Source organism: Paraburkholderia eburnea, assembly GCF_002917095.1.
GTDB classification, from domain to species: Bacteria; Pseudomonadota; Gammaproteobacteria; order Burkholderiales; family Burkholderiaceae; genus Paraburkholderia; species Paraburkholderia eburnea.
In genome coordinates this window covers 191264-206850 of sequence record NZ_PQGA01000001.1, presented here as the reverse complement: position 1 = coordinate 206850, position 15587 = coordinate 191264, and the positions used below count along the sequence as shown (strand labels likewise).

Here is a 15587-nt window from a genome sequence, read left to right as displayed (position 1 = left end):
TGGCCGCGGCCGGGACCGCGACTCAGGTACTTCGGTGCAACCTGGAGCGCAACATGCGCGTGGCGAATCTAAAGACGAAACAGCAAACCAAACATCCGACGAATCGGGAGCCGGCATGGCTCGCAGGCGTCGCCGCGCATGAGGGTGCGCACGCACGCCTGGCCTGCGCACGGAAAGGAAGAGAATGGGGCAACGCGCGCTTCATGGCAATGCCATGCGGGCGTCGTGCACGCGCGCGGCTCCAATGAGCCGTGCTGGTGCACGTGGCGCTTTGTCGAGCGCGGGTCTCTTCCTTGCCGCCGCACGCCCCGGCTTTACCGCCTGGAGGGGCTTTTCGCCGCCTCCGGTCGCCCAGCGGGCAAGCGGAAAAAGGGGCGCGTGCTAACATTGCCTGTTATCCGATTCTGTTTTTCGAACCCGTCATTCGATGTGCTTGCCATGAATTCCGAGACGTTATCCGCACCCATGTCGGCCACACCGCGCACGCTGGTCATCGCTTCGCGGGAGAGCCGCCTTGCGATGTGGCAGGCCGAACATGTTCAAGCTGCGCTGCACAAATTATATCCATCCTGCGACGTGAAAATCGTCGGAATGACCACCCGTGGCGATCAAATTCTCGATCGCACGCTTTCGAAAGTCGGCGGTAAGGGGTTGTTCGTCAAGGAACTGGAGCAGGCGCTAGCCGATGGCCACGCCGATCTCGCCGTGCACTCGCTCAAGGACGTGCCGATGGAGCTGCCCGAGGGCTTCGCGCTCACGGCCATCATGGAGCGCGAAGATCCGCGCGACGCCTTCGTGTCGAACGACTATGACTCGCTGGCGGCGCTGCCGCCGGGCGCCGTGGTCGGCACCTCCAGCCTGCGCCGCGAGTCGATGATCCGCGCGCGCTATCCGCATCTGGACGTGAAGCCGCTGCGCGGCAACCTCGACACGCGTCTGTCCAAGCTCGATCGCGGCGATTACGCGGCCATCATCCTCGCGGCCGCGGGCCTCAAGCGCCTGGGCTTAAGCACGCGCATCCGCGCGCTGCTCGCCCCCGAGGACAGCCTGCCGGCAGCGGGGCAGGGCGCGCTCGGCATTGAAATCCGCGCCGATCGCGCCGATGTCGCCGCGTGGCTCGCGCCGCTGCACGACGACGCCACCGCCAAGGCCGTCGAGGCCGAACGCATGGTGTCGCGCGCGCTGGGCGGTAGTTGCTCGGTGCCGCTCGCGGCCTACGCGCAGTGGCAGGACGGCAAGCTGGCGCTGCGCGGCACCCTCTCCACGCCCGACGCGAGCCGCGTGCTGGCCGCCGAAGAAGCCGCCGCACCCGCGACTGTCGAAGAAGCCGTCGCGCTCGGCCGCAAGGTCGCCGACGATCTGATCGCCCAAGGCGCGCTGGACATCGTGCGCGCGCTCGCCGAGGCCGGTCCTGAAGAGCAGCGCGTGCCGAATTCGCCACCTTCGCCCCCTTCAGTAACGCGGCCCGGCTCGGACGATCCCACCCGCGGCGCGGACGGACGATGACGAGCCCCTGGCAGCCGCGCCGTGACGGCACGCCCGCTTCGGCCCAGCCCGACGAATGGGTCGGCCCGGTCGATAGTGCGCATCCTGCGCCGTCAGCGGGCCACGCCGTCGAGCCGTTCACGGTCGTGATCACCCGTCCGGCCGGTCAGTCGGATACGCTCGCCACGCTGCTGCGCGCTCGCGCTCTCGCGCCGCTCGATTTCCCGCTCATCGCCATCGCACCCGTGCGCGATGGCGCGCCGCTGCGCGAGGCGCTCGGCGCGCTCGACCGCTACGCGCTCGTGGTGTTCGTCTCGCCCAACGCCATCGACCGCGCGTTCGACTGCTACAGCGCGATTTCGTCGATCTGGCCGCACGCGCTGCCCATCGGCGTGGTGGGTCCGGCCAGCGTCGCCGCGCTTGCGCGCCATGGCGTAACCGCGCCCGATCATCGCGTCATCAGCCCGGCCGGGACCGCCGACGAGGAACCGGCGCGCTTCGACTCCGAATCGCTGTACGCGGCGCTCGAAAAGACGCTCGGCGAGAATGCCTTCGCGGGCAAGCGCGTGCTGATCGTGCGCGGCGACGGCGGGCGCGAATGGCTCGCCGACCGCCTGCGCGAAGCGGGCGCCGAAGTCGAAACCGTCGCCGCCTACCGCCGCATCGTGCCGGAGCCGCCCATCGGCGCGTGGACGGCGGTGCACAGGCTGCTCGAAGGCGCGCCGCACGCCTGGCTCGTGACCAGTTCCGAAGGCGTGCGCAATCTCGACGAACTCGCGCGCGAACACCTCACGGCGGGCGAAATCGTCGAACTGCGCCACGCGCATCTGGTCGCGCCGCACCCAAGGATCGCCGAGACGGCGCGCTCATTGGGTTTTGATAGGATTACGGTGTCCGGCGCGGGCGACGAGCGCATCGTCGACACGCTGCTCGGGCTTGCATTGCCCCGGTCATCGTCCCAGCCGGCAGCCTCGGTTTCCCCAGATGGTTCTTCAGCCGCGCAGTCCGCGGCTCAACCGGTTCAGAACACCCCGGCCTCGCCGCCGGCACAATCACGCATGACTGATCAGAACGATTCCAGCCACGTTCCCAACTCAGGCGCAACGCCCGCTTCCGCAGTGACGCAAAGCGCTGCGGCTTCTTCGTCCACCTCGTCTGCGTCTGCGTCCGCGCGGCCCGCATCGTCGTATGCCTCCGCGCCGCCGCCGACGCCGTCCGGCTCCAGTGCGCGCCGCAGCGGCGCGGGCTCCGCGATTCTCTGGCTCGTGGTGGTGCTGATCGCTGCCGGCGCGGGCGCGGGCGGCTACGCGCTCAACCGCAAGCTCGACCGCATGGACGCAGCGCTCGCGCAGCGCCAGCAGGCCGCCGACCAGCAGACCGCCGCGCTGCGCGCACGCGCCGATCAGGCCGTCACCAGCGCCCAGCAGATCGACAAGCAGATGTCGCAGCTCGAAGGCAAGATCGCCGACGCACAGACCTCGCAGCAGGCGCTCGCCCAGCAATACGCCGATCTCGCCAAAAACCGCGACGACTGGACCCTCGCCGAAGTCGGCCAGATGCTCTCCAGCGCCAGCGAGCAACTGCAATTGACCGGCAACACGCAACTCGCGCTCTTCGCGCTGCAAAGCGCGGACACGCGCCTCGCCGCCTCGGACAGCCCGCAGGCGCTCGCGGTGCGCAAGGCCATCGCGCAGGACACCGACAAGCTCAAGGCCGCGCCGTCCACCGATCTCGCGGGTCTGGCGATCAAGCTCGACACGGCGCTTGCCGCCATCGACACGCTGCCGCTCGCGGGCGAGGCGCTCGTCGCGCATACCAAGCCCGAGGCCGCCACGCCCGCGGACGTCGCAAAGACCGCCGCCGCGACCGGCCAGCCGCGCTGGAAGGCTTGGCTCGACACGTTCGCGAGCGGGATCGGCCAGCAGATCGCGAGCCTCGTGCAGGTGCGCCGCATCGACAACGCCGACGCCATGCTCGCCTCGCCCGACCAGGGCTATTTCGTGCGTGAGAACGTGAAGCTGCGTCTGCTGTCGGCGCGCCTCTCGCTGCTCTCGCGCAACGAAACCACGCTCAAGTCCGACCTCGCCGCCGCCGACGCCGCGCTCGCGCGTTACTTCGACAGCGCCTCGAAAGAGACGCAGAACGTGCGCGATCTGCTCAAGCAGGTGGATGCCGGATCGGCTGCGGTCGCGCTGCCCACGCTCGACGAGAGCCTGAAGGCGATCCAGCAATACAAGAGCCGGGGGTAAGCATGGCGATCCGTGGACTTCTCTGGCTCGCGCTCCTCTTCGCGGTGGCCGTTGCGCTCGCAACCGTGGGGCGCTTCGACGCGGGGCAGGTGCTGCTCGTCTATCCGCCGTATCGCGTCGATGTTTCGCTGAACCTGTTCGTGGTCGGCGTCGTCGTGGCGTTTCTGCTGCTCTACGCGATCCTGCGCTTCGTGCGCAATATCGTGACGATGCCGCGCCGCGTGGCCGCGTATCGTGCGCGCGCCCGCAAGGAAAAGGCGAATTCGGCGCTGCGCGACGCGGTCGGCAATCTCTATGCGGGCCGTTTCTCGCGCGCTGAAAAAGCCGCGCGCGACTCGCTCGCCGACGAGAACAACAAGGGCGCGGCCGGCCTGATCGCCGCGAACGCCGCGCACCGTCTGCACGAGTACGCGCGCCGCGACGAATGGCTCGCCAAGGTCGAAGACCCCGAACTCCAGGAAGCGCGCCTGATGGCCACCGCCGACATGCGCGCCGATGGCCGCGACGCGGACGGCGCGCTCGCCGCGCTCACCGAAATGCGCACCCAGGGCGGGCGCCGCATTCACGCGCAGCAGATCGCGCTGCGCGCGCAGCAGCAGCTCAAGAACTGGAGCGAAGTGCTCAAGCTCGTGAAGACGCTGGAAAAGCGCGAGGCGCTGCATCCGGCCGTGGCGGTGCGCCTGCGCCAGCTGGCGGCGGAAAACCTGCTGCGCGATCGCCGTCACAACGCCGACGCGCTGCTCGAACTCTGGCACGCGCTCACGCCCGTCGAGCGTCATTCGCCGCGCCTGGCCGACTGCGCCGCCGAACTGCTGATCGCGCTGGAGCGTCAGAACGACGCGCGCAAGATCGTCGAGGAAGCGCTCGCGCAGAACTGGGACGCGCGTTTGCTGCGCCGTTACCCGGACACGGCGGGTAACGATGCGCTGCCGCTGATCCAGAAAGCCGAAGCGTGGCGCAAGGAGCGTCCCGAGGACGGCGACCTGCTGTTCGCGCTGGGCCGCCTGTGCCTGAAGCAGCAACTCTGGGGCAAGGCGCAGTCGTTCCTCGAAGCGGCGCTCAAGTCGGCCAACGCGGTCCACAACGAGCCGCTCAAGATCCGCTCGCACCGCGCGCTCGCGCGCCTGCACGAGGAACTGGGCGATGCCGGCAAGGCGGCGACGCACTATCGCGAAAGCGCGCTGGCGATGAACGTCGTTTGATGCAGGCGCTCGTTGCGCAATGAGAAAGATGGCCGCTGATAAGCGGCCATTTTCTTTTGGGGCAGGCCGGTCACGATCATGCACGCCGCGAGCAGATCCGGAAACGCTGAATCCACGCCTCGCGTATTCTCCGGCCCCTCTACGGCCCCTCTACGGCCCCACTAGGGATCGCCCTGGCCGATTGGCTATAATGGCCGACAATCTCCAACGTCCGGTTTCGCGCCGGCGCGCCGTGCGTGGCCTGCCTCGCGCGCGCCGCTGTGCCGTGCAACCGTCGCTTTTTTCCCTTTTCAACAGAGAGCGCTCATGAGCTTCGCAAACGTGCCCGCCGGCAAGGATCTGCCGCAAGACTTCAACGTCATCATCGAGATTCCGGCGCAAAGCGACCCGGTCAAGTACGAAGCCGACAAGGAAATGGGCGTGCTCGTCGTCGACCGTTTCGTCGGCACCGGCATGCGCTACCCGGTCAACTACGGTTTCATTCCGCACACGCTGTCGGGCGACGGCGACCCCGTCGACGTGCTCGTGATCACGCCGTTCCCGCTGCTGGCAGGCTCGGTCGTGCGTTCGCGCGCGCTCGGCATGCTGCAGATGACCGACGAGTCGGGCGTTGACGCCAAGCTGATCGCCGTGCCGCACGACAAGGTCTGCCCGATGACGGCCAACATCAAGTCGCTGGACGACGTGCCCGAGTACCTGAAGGACCAGATCAAGCACTTCTTCGAGCAATACAAGGCGCTCGAAAAGGGCAAGTGGGTCAAGGTCGAAGGCTGGGCCGGCATCGAAGCCGCTCACAAGGAAATCACGGAAGGCGTCGCGAACGCGAAGAAGTAAGCCTTCGCCGCGAGTTTGCGCTGACAAAAAACCGCACGCGCCGCGAGGCCGTGCGGTTTTTTCATGCGCGTACGGTTCAGGCTTCGGGGGCCGCGCTTTCTTCTGGCCCGCTGGATTCAGGCGGCGCGGGCAGCACCGATTCCAGCGCAAACACGCCCGCCGCGAGCGCGCGTTTTTCAGCCGGGCGCAGGCGCTTGACCCAGTATTCGGCCCGCGAGGCGCTCGCGCGATCGGCGAGTTCGAATTGCGCCAGCACCTGCACCGGCTTGCGCGCGCGCGTGTAGCGCGCGCCCGTGCCGCTCGCGTGCTGCGCGAAGCGCGCCTCTACGTCGATGGCGATGCCCGTGTACACGCTGCCGTCGGCGCATTCGAGCAGATAGAGGAACCACGGCACGCGCGCTTTGATTTCCGCTTTAGCCACCGCTTCAACCCTGCTCGCCACGGAAGGGATTGTGCTCGTTGAGTTCGTGCACATACGCGTGGATCTGGTTGGTCTCGCTCTCCAGAAAGCGCGCGACCGCGTCCGAGAAGGCCGGATGCGCGAGCCAGTGCGCCGAGCGCGTAACCGTCGGCATGAAGCCGCGCGCCATCTTGTGTTCGCCCTGCGCGCCGCCTTCGAACACGGCGAGTTTTTCCTCGATGCAGAATTCCAGCGGCTGATAGTACGCGGTCTCGAAGTGCAGGCAGGGCACGTGTTCGAGCGCGCCCCAGTAGCGGCCGTAGAGCGTGCCGCCGGTTCCATCGGCGTCGCGTTGATAGACCACGAGCGAGCTGGCGATTGGCTTGCCGTCGTATTCGGCGATCACGAGCAGCAGGTTCTCCGGCATGCTCGCGCCGATCATGCGGAAGAAGTCGAGATTCAGATACGGCGACGAAAAGTGTTCGCGGTAAGTCTGCCGATAGCAGCGGCTAAAAAAGCGCCAGTCTTCGTCGCGGATATCCTCGCCGCGAATGCGCTTGAGCGTCACGCCGGCGTCGCGCACCTTGCGGCGCTCGGCGCGGATGTTCTTGCGCTTCTTTTGTTCTAGTGTGGACAGGAAGTCCTCGAAGTCGCGGTAGCCGTCGTTGAGCCAGTGAAACTGCACGCCCTCGCGCTGCATCATGCCCAGATCGGTGAGCGCCGACGCGTCTTCCTCAGTCGGAAACAGCACGTGCAGCGAGGACACATCGGTCTGCTCCGCGAACGCGAGCAGCGTGGCGGCCAGATGGCGGCGCGCGGTTTGATCGGCGGCGATCAGGCGCGTGCCCTGGACCGGCGTGAACGGCACCGCGCACAGCAGCTTCGGGTAGTACTCCAGGCCGTTGCGCTTGTAGGCATCGGCCCAGGCCCAGTCGAACACGTATTCGCCGTACGAGTGGCCCTTGAGATAGACCGGCGCGGCGGCCGCGAGGCGCCCTGTGCGCGAATCCGTGAGCGTCACGAACTGCGGCGCCCAGCCCGCGTCGGGCGTGGCGCACCGCGTGGCGTCGAGCGCCGCGAGGAATTCGTGGCGCAGAAACGGCGTCGGCTGCGCCTGGCGCGCGAGCAGGGCGTTCCATTCGGCGGCGTCGAGCCCGGACGGTGAGCCGATAATGCCCGTGCGATAATCGAAATGTTCCTTGTCCAACTGGTGTGCCCGTGCTTGCCTGATTTGGCCCGAGGTGGCCTGGTCTTGCGGATCGCGCGCCGCGCGTGGTTTGAAGCGGCATCACACGTCGCGGCGCTGCGGCAAGCGGTCATGGTAAAGCAAACGACCCAAACGGGTGAAGGCGGGGTGAAGGCGGGGTGAGGCCCGCGCCATCGTGCCGCCACGTCCTCTGGCTATCGCTTATCGGTTATCGAAATGAAAGAGCGTTTCTTCAATCTCTATTCGCACGGTTTCGCGCGCGTGGCCGTGGGCGTGCCGCGCTGCCGCGTGGCCGATCCGGCCTTCAACGCCGCACAGACGCTCGCGCTCGCGCGCGAAGCCGCGGCCAACGGCGCGGCGCTGGTCGCGTTCCCGGAACTCGGTCTGTCCGCCTATAGCTGCGACGATCTCTTTCATCAGCAGGCGCTGCTCGATGCCTGCGAAGAGGCGCTCGCGCAGATCGTCGAGGCTTCGGCGCAATTGCCGCTCGTGATGATCGTGGGTCTGCCGGTTCGCGTGGGGCATGCGCTCTTCAACTGCGCGGCGGTGGTCTCGGGCGGCCGCGTCGCGGGCATCGTGCCGAAGAGCTTCCTGCCGAATTACGGCGAGTTCTACGAGCCGCGCCAGTTCAGCGCCGCCGACAGCGTGAGCACGGACACCGTGCGCATCGCGGGCGCGGAGGTGCCGTTCGGCGCGTCGCTGCTGTTCGACGCGGCGCAGATTCCGGGGCTGCGCTTTCACGTCGAGATCTGCGAGGACGTCTGGGTGCCGATTCCGCCGTCGTCGTTCGCGGCGCTCGCGGGCGCTTCGGTGCTGGTGAATCTCTCGGCGTCGAACGTGGTGGTCGGCAAGGCGGGGTATCGGCAGCAACTGGTGTCGCAACAGTCGGCGCGCTGTCTGGCGGCGTATCTCTACACGTCGGCGGGTCAGGGCGAATCGACCACCGACATGGCCTGGGACGGTCAGGCGCTGGTCTGCGAGAACGGCGAAGTGCTTGCGCAGTCCGAACGCTTCCTTGACGACTCGCATCTGATCTTCGCCGACGTCGATCTCGAACGGCTGCAGCAGGAACGCATCCGCCAGACCACGTTCGGCGATTCGATCCGCCGCTTTGCCGACGAAGTCGCGAAGTTCCGCGTGATCCGCTGCGAGCTGGCGGCGCAGGGGCAAGACCCGGGCGCATGGACGCGCGAGACGCTTGCGCTCGCGCGCCGCGTCGAACGCTTCCCGTATGTGCCGGCGGACCCGAAGCGCCGCGACGAGCGCTGCAACGAGGTCTACAACATTCAGGTGCAGGCGCTCGTGCAGCGTCTGTCGCAGGCGAGCATCAAGAAGGTGGTGATCGGCGTGTCGGGCGGGCTCGATTCGACGCACGCGCTGCTGGTTTGCGCGAAGGCGATGGACCGGCTCGGCCTGCCGCGCGCCAACATCCTCGCTTACACGATGCCGGGCTTCGCGACCAGCGAACGCACGCTGCGCCAGGCGCGTGAGCTGATGAACCTGGTCGGCTGCACGGCGCGCGAAATCGATATCCGCCAGAGCTGCATGCAGATGCTCGAAGATCTCGGCCATCCGTATTCCGAGGGCAAGGAAAGCTACGACATCACCTTCGAAAACGTGCAGGCCGGCGAGCGCACGAATCACCTGTTCCGCCTCGCCAACTTCAATCATGCGATCGTGATCGGCACGGGCGATCTGTCCGAACTCGCGCTCGGCTGGTGCACTTACGGCGTGGGCGATCACATGTCGCACTACAACGTGAACGCCAGCGTGCCGAAGACGCTCATCACGCACCTCGTACGCTGGGTCGCGGAAACCGGTCAGATCGGCCAGAACGGCGAGAGCGGGGCGGACGTGCTCGAAGCGATTCTCGCCACCGACATCAGCCCGGAACTGATTCCCGGCAAGACCGACGGCGTGCCCGAGCAGAAGACCGAGAGCACGATCGGGCCGTACGAGCTGCAGGACTTCAACCTTTACTACACGCTGCGCTTCGGTTTTGCGCCCACCAAGGTCGCCTTCCTGGCGCGCCATGCGTGGGGCGATCGGGAAACGGGCGCGTGGCCCGAGAACGCCAGGGTCGCGCGCAACGCGTACGACCTCGCGGCCATCAAGCGCAATCTGCGTATTTTCCTGGACCGTTTTTTCCGTACCAGCCAGTTCAAGCGCACCTGCATTCCCAATGCGCCGAAGGTCGGCTCGGGCGGCTCGCTTTCGCCGCGCGGCGACTGGCGCGCGCCGAGCGATTCAGAGAGCGCGGTGTGGCTCGCGGATCTCGATCGCGTGCCGACGCACGAGCCCAAGGCTTGAGCGGCGGGCGCGCAGCGTAGAATCGCAAGACAGATTTGCACGACAGATGCCGCTGTAACGATCTAACCGATTGACCCAGCGATTAACCCAGATAACACGATCCAGACGAGGCTCGCCATGAAACGCATTACCGCCGTCATCAAACCGTTCAAGCTCGACGAAGTGCGCGAGGCGCTCGCCGAAGTGGGCCTCACGGGCCTGACCGTCACCGAAGTCAAGGGCTTCGGCCGCCAGAAGGGCCACACGGAGCTGTACCGTGGCGCCGAATACGTGGTGGATTTCCTGCCGAAGGTGAAGATCGAAGTGGTGGTCGCCAACGACCAGAGCGACCAGGTGATCGATGCGATCATCGGCGCGGCGCGCACGGGCAAGATCGGCGACGGCAAGATTTTCGTCACCGACGTCGAACGCGTGATCCGCATCCGTACCGGCGAAGAAAACGAAGCCGCGGTCTAAGCCGCGCGTCGTTCCGGACCATAGAAGAAAGAAGGGGACGGCGCCGCTCGCGCGGCCCGTCCCCACAATAAAAAACGGTGCGATACCCTTTCGGACACCGCACCGATACGCGCCTCTCGCAGCAGCGTGAAAACTTCGATGTAGCTGTTCTGTCTACACTCGTTTTTAAGCGTTGAAGTCTCTCAAACGCTTAGAACGAGTGCTGGATGCCTGCGTACACGCCGGTCTGGCTGTGGCCGATCAGCGGGTTGCCGGTAGCTGCCGACGTGCCGTAGTTGTTGGCGTTCAGACCGAAGTTGGCCGACTTGCTGTTCTGCACCGTGGCTGCCTGGATGTCGAGCAGCGTGCGCTTGGACAGGTTGTACGAACCGCCGACCGTGTACATCGTGGCGTTGCCGCCGCCGTTGTTCGCGTTGACGTGGTAGACCGCTGCGATCAGCGCGGCTGCCGGCGTGGCTTGCCACGTCACACCGCCCCATTCGTGATCGAGCGTGGTCGGCTGGCCGACCAGTTGACCCGTCATGCCTGCCGAGCGGACGGCTTCATAACCACCCTGGACCTTGAACGGGCCGAGGAACACGTTGACCATCGCCATGTATTCACGCGAGAAGGCGAACACGCCTTGTCCCGTGTTGGCCGAGTTCACGCCGGTCGGATCGTAGGCGCCGCCGAGCGTACCGTTGCCCGAGTTGCGGATTTCGTCGTACAGGCCGCGAACCTGGAACAGCGAGTTCGTGTAGGTCAGTTGCAGACCGTCTTCACGGCCTTGCGTGGTCGAGCCGTTACCGTTCCAGCTCGTTGCATTCGAGAACGAGTACTGGCCGTACACGTCAAAGCCGTTCCACTTCGGCGACTGGTACGAAATGTTGTTGCTCGACTGCGGCCAGTTGCGGCCACGCACGAGCGACGCCGACGACCAGTTCGATTGACCGAACGGGTCAAAGTCCCAAATGCCGTTCGAGATGAACAGTTCGCGGCCCAGCAGCAGGGTACCGAACTGGTCGTTCGACATACCGACCGTTGCCCAACGATTGAAGAGCGAGCCAGGCGCGCCGAGCGAACCCGTTGCGGTGCTGAAGCTGCCTTCCAACTGGAAGAGTGCCTTGTTGCCGCCGCCGAGGTCTTCAACGCCCTTCATACCCCAGAGGCTCGTGCCCCAGTAGCCGCTTTCGAGCTGAACCTGGCTCTTGCCGCTGGTGGCGGCGCCCGTGCCGCCGCCAGTGCCAACGCCGTTCATGTACGCGATACCCGCGTCAAGGCGGCCGTAGAGCGTCACGCTGCTTTGTGCATGCGCGAGGACGCCAGCAGACATCAGTGCTGCGGCGAGCAATGCTTTCTTCATCTTCTCCTCCATACCCTGTCAAAGAGTCAACCTTAGTACTGCGAAAGACGTCCGCGCGCCTTCGGGGTGCTGCGGACAGAAATAGTCGCGTAAAGGGAGTGTGACCCGAGGAATCGGCATTACGGAACGATGCGAGCAGGACAACCTGTTCGAGTCGTCTTGCAGATCCCCTGGTTGACTGGCATCTCCCGTTCTTATTTGAAGTGAAACTACTTTTAATGAACTTTGTTTTGCTACTTTGGTTACTAATTTAGCAAAAAAGGTCGGCGCTGGCGAACGAAATCGCGCTCGGTTGGCGGGGTGTCGTCAAATTGCAATATGCGCTTCCTGGATGGTGGTCAAGACGATCTGAAAAGTATGCCTAAATCCTTGTAGGACAAGGCACACATGGATTTCGCCGGGACTTCTTCAGGATTGCCACTATTGACGGACGAAACCGGCAGGAGTAATGCAAAAAGTGCGATTTTTACCCAAAAACCGGCCGTGCGAACGACGATTTGAATGGAAAAAGAAAAGGCGCTGAAAGCGCCTTGAAATACTACTTTTACTACATTGCAAGTGGGCGGATGTAGTCGACTACATCGTGTAGTCGTTCATCGGTCAATCACTTGAGACTGCCTGAAAGGAACTGGCGCAGACGCTCGCTGCTGGGGTTGGCGAACACCTCGGCGGGCACGCCTTCCTCTTCCACGCGGCCCTGATGCAGGAACATCACGTGGTTCGACACGTTGCGCGCGAAACCCATTTCGTGGGTGACGACGATCATCGTGCGGCCTTCCTCGGCGAGCTTCTGCATGACCTTGAGCACTTCGCCCACGAGTTCGGGGTCGAGCGCGGAAGTCGGCTCGTCGAACAGCATCACGTCGGGGTTCATGGTGAGCGCGCGGGCGATCGCCACGCGCTGCTGCTGGCCGCCCGACAGGTGCGAGGGATACTGCTTCTCCACGCGCGGCGCGAGACCGACCTTCTCCAGATAGACGCGGGCGCGGTCCTCGGCTTCCTTGCGCGACAGGCCAAGCACGTGCACCGGCGCTTCGATCACGTTTTCGAGCACCGTCATGTGCGACCACAGGTTGAAGTGCTGGAATACCATCGCGAGCTTGGTGCGCACGCGCTGCAACTGCTTGACGTCGGCCACCTGCAGCGCGCCCGTGCGCTTGTCGGCCTTGGTGCGCACTTCCTCGCCGTCGACGAAGATGCGGCCGGAATTCGGCTGCTCAAGGAAGTTAATGCAGCGCAGCATCGTGCTCTTGCCCGAACCCGACGAGCCAATCACGCTGATCACATCGCCGGCGTTCGCCTTGAGCGAGACGCCCTTGAGGACTTCATGGTCGCCGTACTGCTTATGGATGGAGTCGACGAAAAGTTTTTGCTTCTGGGAATTCATCTAGGACCTCGATGGCTCACTTGCCTTGCGGTCGCAGGTATGCGAGCCAGCGGCGCTCGGCCTGGCGGAACAGCCACACGAGCGTGAAAGAAATGATCAGGTACAGCACGGCGGCAATGCCGAAGGCGCCAAACGACTGATAGGTGGCCGAATTGACGTCGCGTGCGATCTTCAGGATGTCGGGCACGGTCGCCGTGAACGCCACGGTGGTCGCGTGCAGCATCAGGATGACTTCGTTGCTGTAGTAGGGCAGCGCGCGGCGCAGCGCCGACGGCAGGATCACCCGGCGATACAGCGTGAACGGCGACATGCCGTAGGCGCGCGCCGCTTCGATCTCGCCATAGGGCGTGGCCTTGATGGCGCCCGCGAAGATCTCGGTCGTGTACGCGCAGGTGTTGAGCGTGAAGGCGAGCAGCGTGCAGTTCATGCCGCTGCGGAAGAACGCGCTCGTCAGCTCGTGATTGCGGATGATGTCGAGGCTGTAGAGGCCCGTGTAGCAGAGCAGCAACTGCACGTAGAGCGGCGTGCCGCGGAAGATGTACGTGTAGAGCCACACGAGGCCCGACAGCCACTTCTTCTTCGAGACGCGCGCCACGGCGAGCGGCACCGACAGGCAGAAGCCCAGGCCGATCGAAATCACCAGCAGCCACGCCGTGATGGCGACGCCGGTGAAGTGATAGCCGTCGGTGTAGAGATAGTTGCGCCAGTATTGCTGGATCAGCTGGATCAGGTCTTGCATTGTCGTTGGCCTTGTCCTGTGCCTGAGTCGCTTCAGAGATCCGCTTTGCGCACGCCGGTGGAGTAGCGCTTGTCGAGATACATGAGCACGAAGTTCGAAACGGTCGTGATGACGAGATAGATCGCGCCCGCGAGCAACGTGAAGAAGAAGAACCGCAGCGTGCCCTTGCCGGCGTCCTGGCTGGCCTTCACGACATCGGCCAGACCGATGATCGAGACGAGGGCCGTCGATTTCACCAGCACCTGCCAGTTGTTGCCGATGCCGGGCAGCGCGAAGCGCATCATCTGCGGGAACATCACGCGCGTGAAGACCTGCCAGTTCGTCATGCCGTAGGCGTGGCCCGCCTCAAGCTGGCCGCGCGGCACCGACAGGAACGCGCCGCGAAAGGTCTCGGTGAAGTACGCGCCGTAGATGAAGCCCAGCACGATCACGCCGGCGAGGAACGGGTCGATGTCGATCTGGTCCATGCCGAAGTGGTCGGTGACCATGTTCAGCCAGATCTGCAGGCTGTAGAACAGCAGCAGCATCAGCACGAGATCGGGCACGCCGCGAATGATCGTGGTGTACGCCGTGCCCGCGCCGCTGACGACGCGGTTTTTCGACAGCTTCGCCGCCGCGCCCAGCAGGCCCAGCACGAAGGACAGCACGAGCGAGAGGACGGCTAGCTTGACGGTCTGCCAGGTGCCGGCGAAGATCAGCGGGCCGTAGCCTTGAAGAAACATAGGTGAGTCCCTGACGGGGCGCCCTCGACTAGCGTGGGGCGTGTCCCGCGAAAGGCGCGGCAGTCGCTGCCGCGGTTCAATTGCCGTTCATGCGCGGCCGGGCTGGCTGGCCGCGTTCCCGTTGGTGCGTTGTTCTGTCCGGGACCCCGAGGCCGCGAGACCCCCTGGCCGGCACTGCATGGTTGCCACTGCATGGTTGTCACTGCGAGGCTGCCACTGCGAGGCTGCCACTGTATACGAAGGCTCCGCGCGGTCTATCGGGGCAGGCCCCGGGCGCGCGGGCCGCCGGATTATTTACCTTTGTAGATATCGAAGTCGAAGTACTGCTTCGCGATCTTGTCGAAGGTGCCGTCCTTGTGCAGCGACGCGAGCGCCACGTTGAACTTCGCCTTCAGGTCGGCGTCGTCCTTGCGCAGGCCGATGGCGGTGCCGTCACCGATCGTCGCAAGGTCTTCGACTTCCGGGCCGGCCCAGCCGAAACCCTTGCCGCGCGGCGTCTTCAGGAAACCGTAGTCCGCCTGCACTTCATCCTGCAGCGTGGCGTCCAGACGCCCCGACATCAGATCCTGATAGACCTGGTCCTGGTTCGCATACGAGACCACGTTCACGCCCTTCGACGCCCAATGGACCTTGGCGTAGGCTTCCTGGGTCGAGCCCTGCTCGACGCCTACGTTCTTGCCCTTGAGCGACGCGGGCGTCGGCAGCAGCGGCGAGCCGGTGCGCGCGATCATGCGCGCGGGCGCGTCGAACATCTTGTCGGAGTAGTCGATCTGCTGGCGGCGCTGCGGCGTGATCGTCAGCGACGAAATGATCGCGTCGAACTTGCGCGCCTTGAGCGCCGGAATGATACCGTCGAGGTCGTTCTCGACCCAGACGCACTTCACGTCCATGCGCGCGCAGAGCGCCTTGGTCAGATCGACGTCGAAACCGACGATCTGGCCGTTGGCGGCCTTGGACTCGAACGGCGGATAGCTCGCATCGACGCCGATACGCACGGTTTTCCAATCCTTGGCCGCGGCGCTTCCTGCAACGAGGGCGAGCGCGACGCACACTGCGAACTTCTTCATCTTTCTCCTGATACACGGGCGCGGCGATTCGCGGGGTGTCGCGAAGGTGCCGACTATCGACGCAAAGGCCGAGGTAAAGGCCGATGCAAGCGCCGACGCCGGCGTGGACGCCAGCGCGGCGCGGGCCGCTCGCCTGCGGGCCGGCTCATGACCGGGCGCCGCCATTCTAGGCGATCAAAAATGCGGG

General features: G+C 65.2%; 13 protein-coding genes. 6 read left to right on the top strand and 7 right to left on the bottom strand.

What is annotated here, in order from left to right; all coding sequences use genetic code 11:
• Window positions 1–438 precede the first annotated feature (438 nt).
• The 4 genes from hemC (at window position 439) to ppa (ending at window position 5770) form a co-directional block, all read left to right on the top strand.
• Window positions 439–1506: a hydroxymethylbilane synthase gene (gene hemC / locus B0G62_RS00975; RefSeq protein ID WP_103701655.1), complete on the top strand. Its 1068-nt coding sequence runs from the start codon at window positions 439–441 to the stop codon at window positions 1504–1506.
• On the top strand, window positions 1503–3734 hold the full coding sequence (gene hemDX / locus B0G62_RS00970; protein ID WP_103701653.1) for a fused uroporphyrinogen-III synthase HemD/membrane protein HemX: 2232 nt from the start codon (window positions 1503–1505) through the stop codon (window positions 3732–3734). The genes hemC and hemDX overlap by 4 nt, the downstream gene beginning before the upstream one ends.
• Before the next feature lie 2 nt (window positions 3735–3736).
• Window positions 3737–4936, top strand: a complete 1200-nt coding sequence (locus B0G62_RS00965) for a heme biosynthesis protein HemY (protein ID WP_103701651.1) — start codon at window positions 3737–3739, stop codon at window positions 4934–4936.
• A 306-nt stretch (window positions 4937–5242) separates the two neighbouring features.
• Entirely contained in the window at window positions 5243–5770 is a 528-nt protein-coding gene (gene ppa, locus B0G62_RS00960) for an inorganic diphosphatase (RefSeq protein WP_103701649.1), read from the top strand.
• A gap of 76 nt (window positions 5771–5846) precedes the next feature.
• Here the strand turns inward: ppa and B0G62_RS00955 are convergent, their stop codons facing one another.
• Window positions 5847–6164 carry a GIY-YIG nuclease family protein gene (locus tag B0G62_RS00955; RefSeq protein ID WP_103702854.1) on the bottom strand — a complete coding sequence of 106 codons (318 nt, stop codon included), beginning with the start codon at window positions 6162–6164 and terminating at the stop codon, window positions 5847–5849.
• Between the two features lie 31 nt (window positions 6165–6195).
• Window positions 6196–7377: a GNAT family N-acetyltransferase gene (locus B0G62_RS00950; protein WP_103701647.1), complete on the bottom strand. Its 1182-nt coding sequence runs from the start codon at window positions 7375–7377 to the stop codon at window positions 6196–6198.
• A 216-nt stretch (window positions 7378–7593) separates the two neighbouring features.
• Here B0G62_RS00950 and B0G62_RS00945 point away from each other — a divergent pair, with 216 nt between their 5' ends.
• Window positions 7594–9687 (top strand): NAD(+) synthase, encoded by a 2094-nt coding sequence (locus B0G62_RS00945; RefSeq protein ID WP_103701646.1) that lies wholly within the window; start codon window positions 7594–7596, stop codon window positions 9685–9687.
• A 117-nt stretch (window positions 9688–9804) separates the two neighbouring features.
• A complete protein-coding gene (locus tag B0G62_RS00940; RefSeq protein ID WP_027816588.1) occupies window positions 9805–10143 on the top strand; it encodes a P-II family nitrogen regulator in 339 nt (112 codons plus the stop codon).
• Between the two features lie 190 nt (window positions 10144–10333).
• Here the strand turns inward: B0G62_RS00940 and B0G62_RS00935 are convergent, their stop codons facing one another.
• The 5 genes from B0G62_RS00935 to B0G62_RS00915 form a co-directional block, all read right to left on the bottom strand.
• Window positions 10334–11485, bottom strand: coding sequence for a porin (locus B0G62_RS00935; protein ID WP_103701644.1), 1152 nt, complete (start codon window positions 11483–11485; stop codon window positions 10334–10336).
• Window positions 11486–12089: 604 nt separating this feature from the next.
• Window positions 12090–12872 carry an ABC transporter ATP-binding protein gene (locus tag B0G62_RS00930; protein ID WP_103701642.1) on the bottom strand — a complete coding sequence of 261 codons (783 nt, stop codon included), beginning with the start codon at window positions 12870–12872 and terminating at the stop codon, window positions 12090–12092.
• 16 nt (window positions 12873–12888) lie between these two features.
• Complete coding sequence (locus tag B0G62_RS00925) at window positions 12889–13602, bottom strand: ABC transporter permease (RefSeq protein ID WP_103702852.1); 714 nt, start codon at window positions 13600–13602, stop codon at window positions 12889–12891.
• A gap of 41 nt (window positions 13603–13643) precedes the next feature.
• Complete coding sequence (locus tag B0G62_RS00920; RefSeq protein ID WP_103701640.1) at window positions 13644–14333, bottom strand: ABC transporter permease; 690 nt, start codon at window positions 14331–14333, stop codon at window positions 13644–13646.
• 290 nt (window positions 14334–14623) lie between these two features.
• Window positions 14624–15400 (bottom strand): ABC transporter substrate-binding protein, encoded by a 777-nt coding sequence (locus B0G62_RS00915; protein ID WP_103701638.1) that lies wholly within the window; start codon window positions 15398–15400, stop codon window positions 14624–14626.
• Between the last annotated feature and the right edge of the window lie 187 nt (window positions 15401–15587).

Bases quoted from the DNA above. Each gene is read 5' to 3' on its own strand.
- hemC (WP_103701655.1), top strand. From the start codon at position 439: ATGAATTCCGAGACGTTATCCGCACCCATGTCGGCCACACCGCGCACG.
- hemDX (WP_103701653.1), top strand. From the start codon at position 1,503: ATGACGAGCCCCTGGCAGCCGCGCCGTGACGGCACGCCCGCTTCGGCC.
- B0G62_RS00965 (WP_103701651.1), top strand. From the start codon at position 3,737: ATGGCGATCCGTGGACTTCTCTGGCTCGCGCTCCTCTTCGCGGTGGCC.
- ppa (WP_103701649.1), top strand. From the start codon at position 5,243: ATGAGCTTCGCAAACGTGCCCGCCGGCAAGGATCTGCCGCAAGACTTC.
- B0G62_RS00945 (WP_103701646.1), top strand. From the start codon at position 7,594: ATGAAAGAGCGTTTCTTCAATCTCTATTCGCACGGTTTCGCGCGCGTG.
- B0G62_RS00940 (WP_027816588.1), top strand. From the start codon at position 9,805: ATGAAACGCATTACCGCCGTCATCAAACCGTTCAAGCTCGACGAAGTG.
- B0G62_RS00935 (WP_103701644.1), bottom strand. From the start codon at position 11,485: ATGAAGAAAGCATTGCTCGCCGCAGCACTGATGTCTGCTGGCGTCCTC.
- B0G62_RS00930 (WP_103701642.1), bottom strand. From the start codon at position 12,872: ATGAATTCCCAGAAGCAAAAACTTTTCGTCGACTCCATCCATAAGCAG.
- B0G62_RS00920 (WP_103701640.1), bottom strand. From the start codon at position 14,333: ATGTTTCTTCAAGGCTACGGCCCGCTGATCTTCGCCGGCACCTGGCAG.
- B0G62_RS00915 (WP_103701638.1), bottom strand. From the start codon at position 15,400: ATGAAGAAGTTCGCAGTGTGCGTCGCGCTCGCCCTCGTTGCAGGAAGC.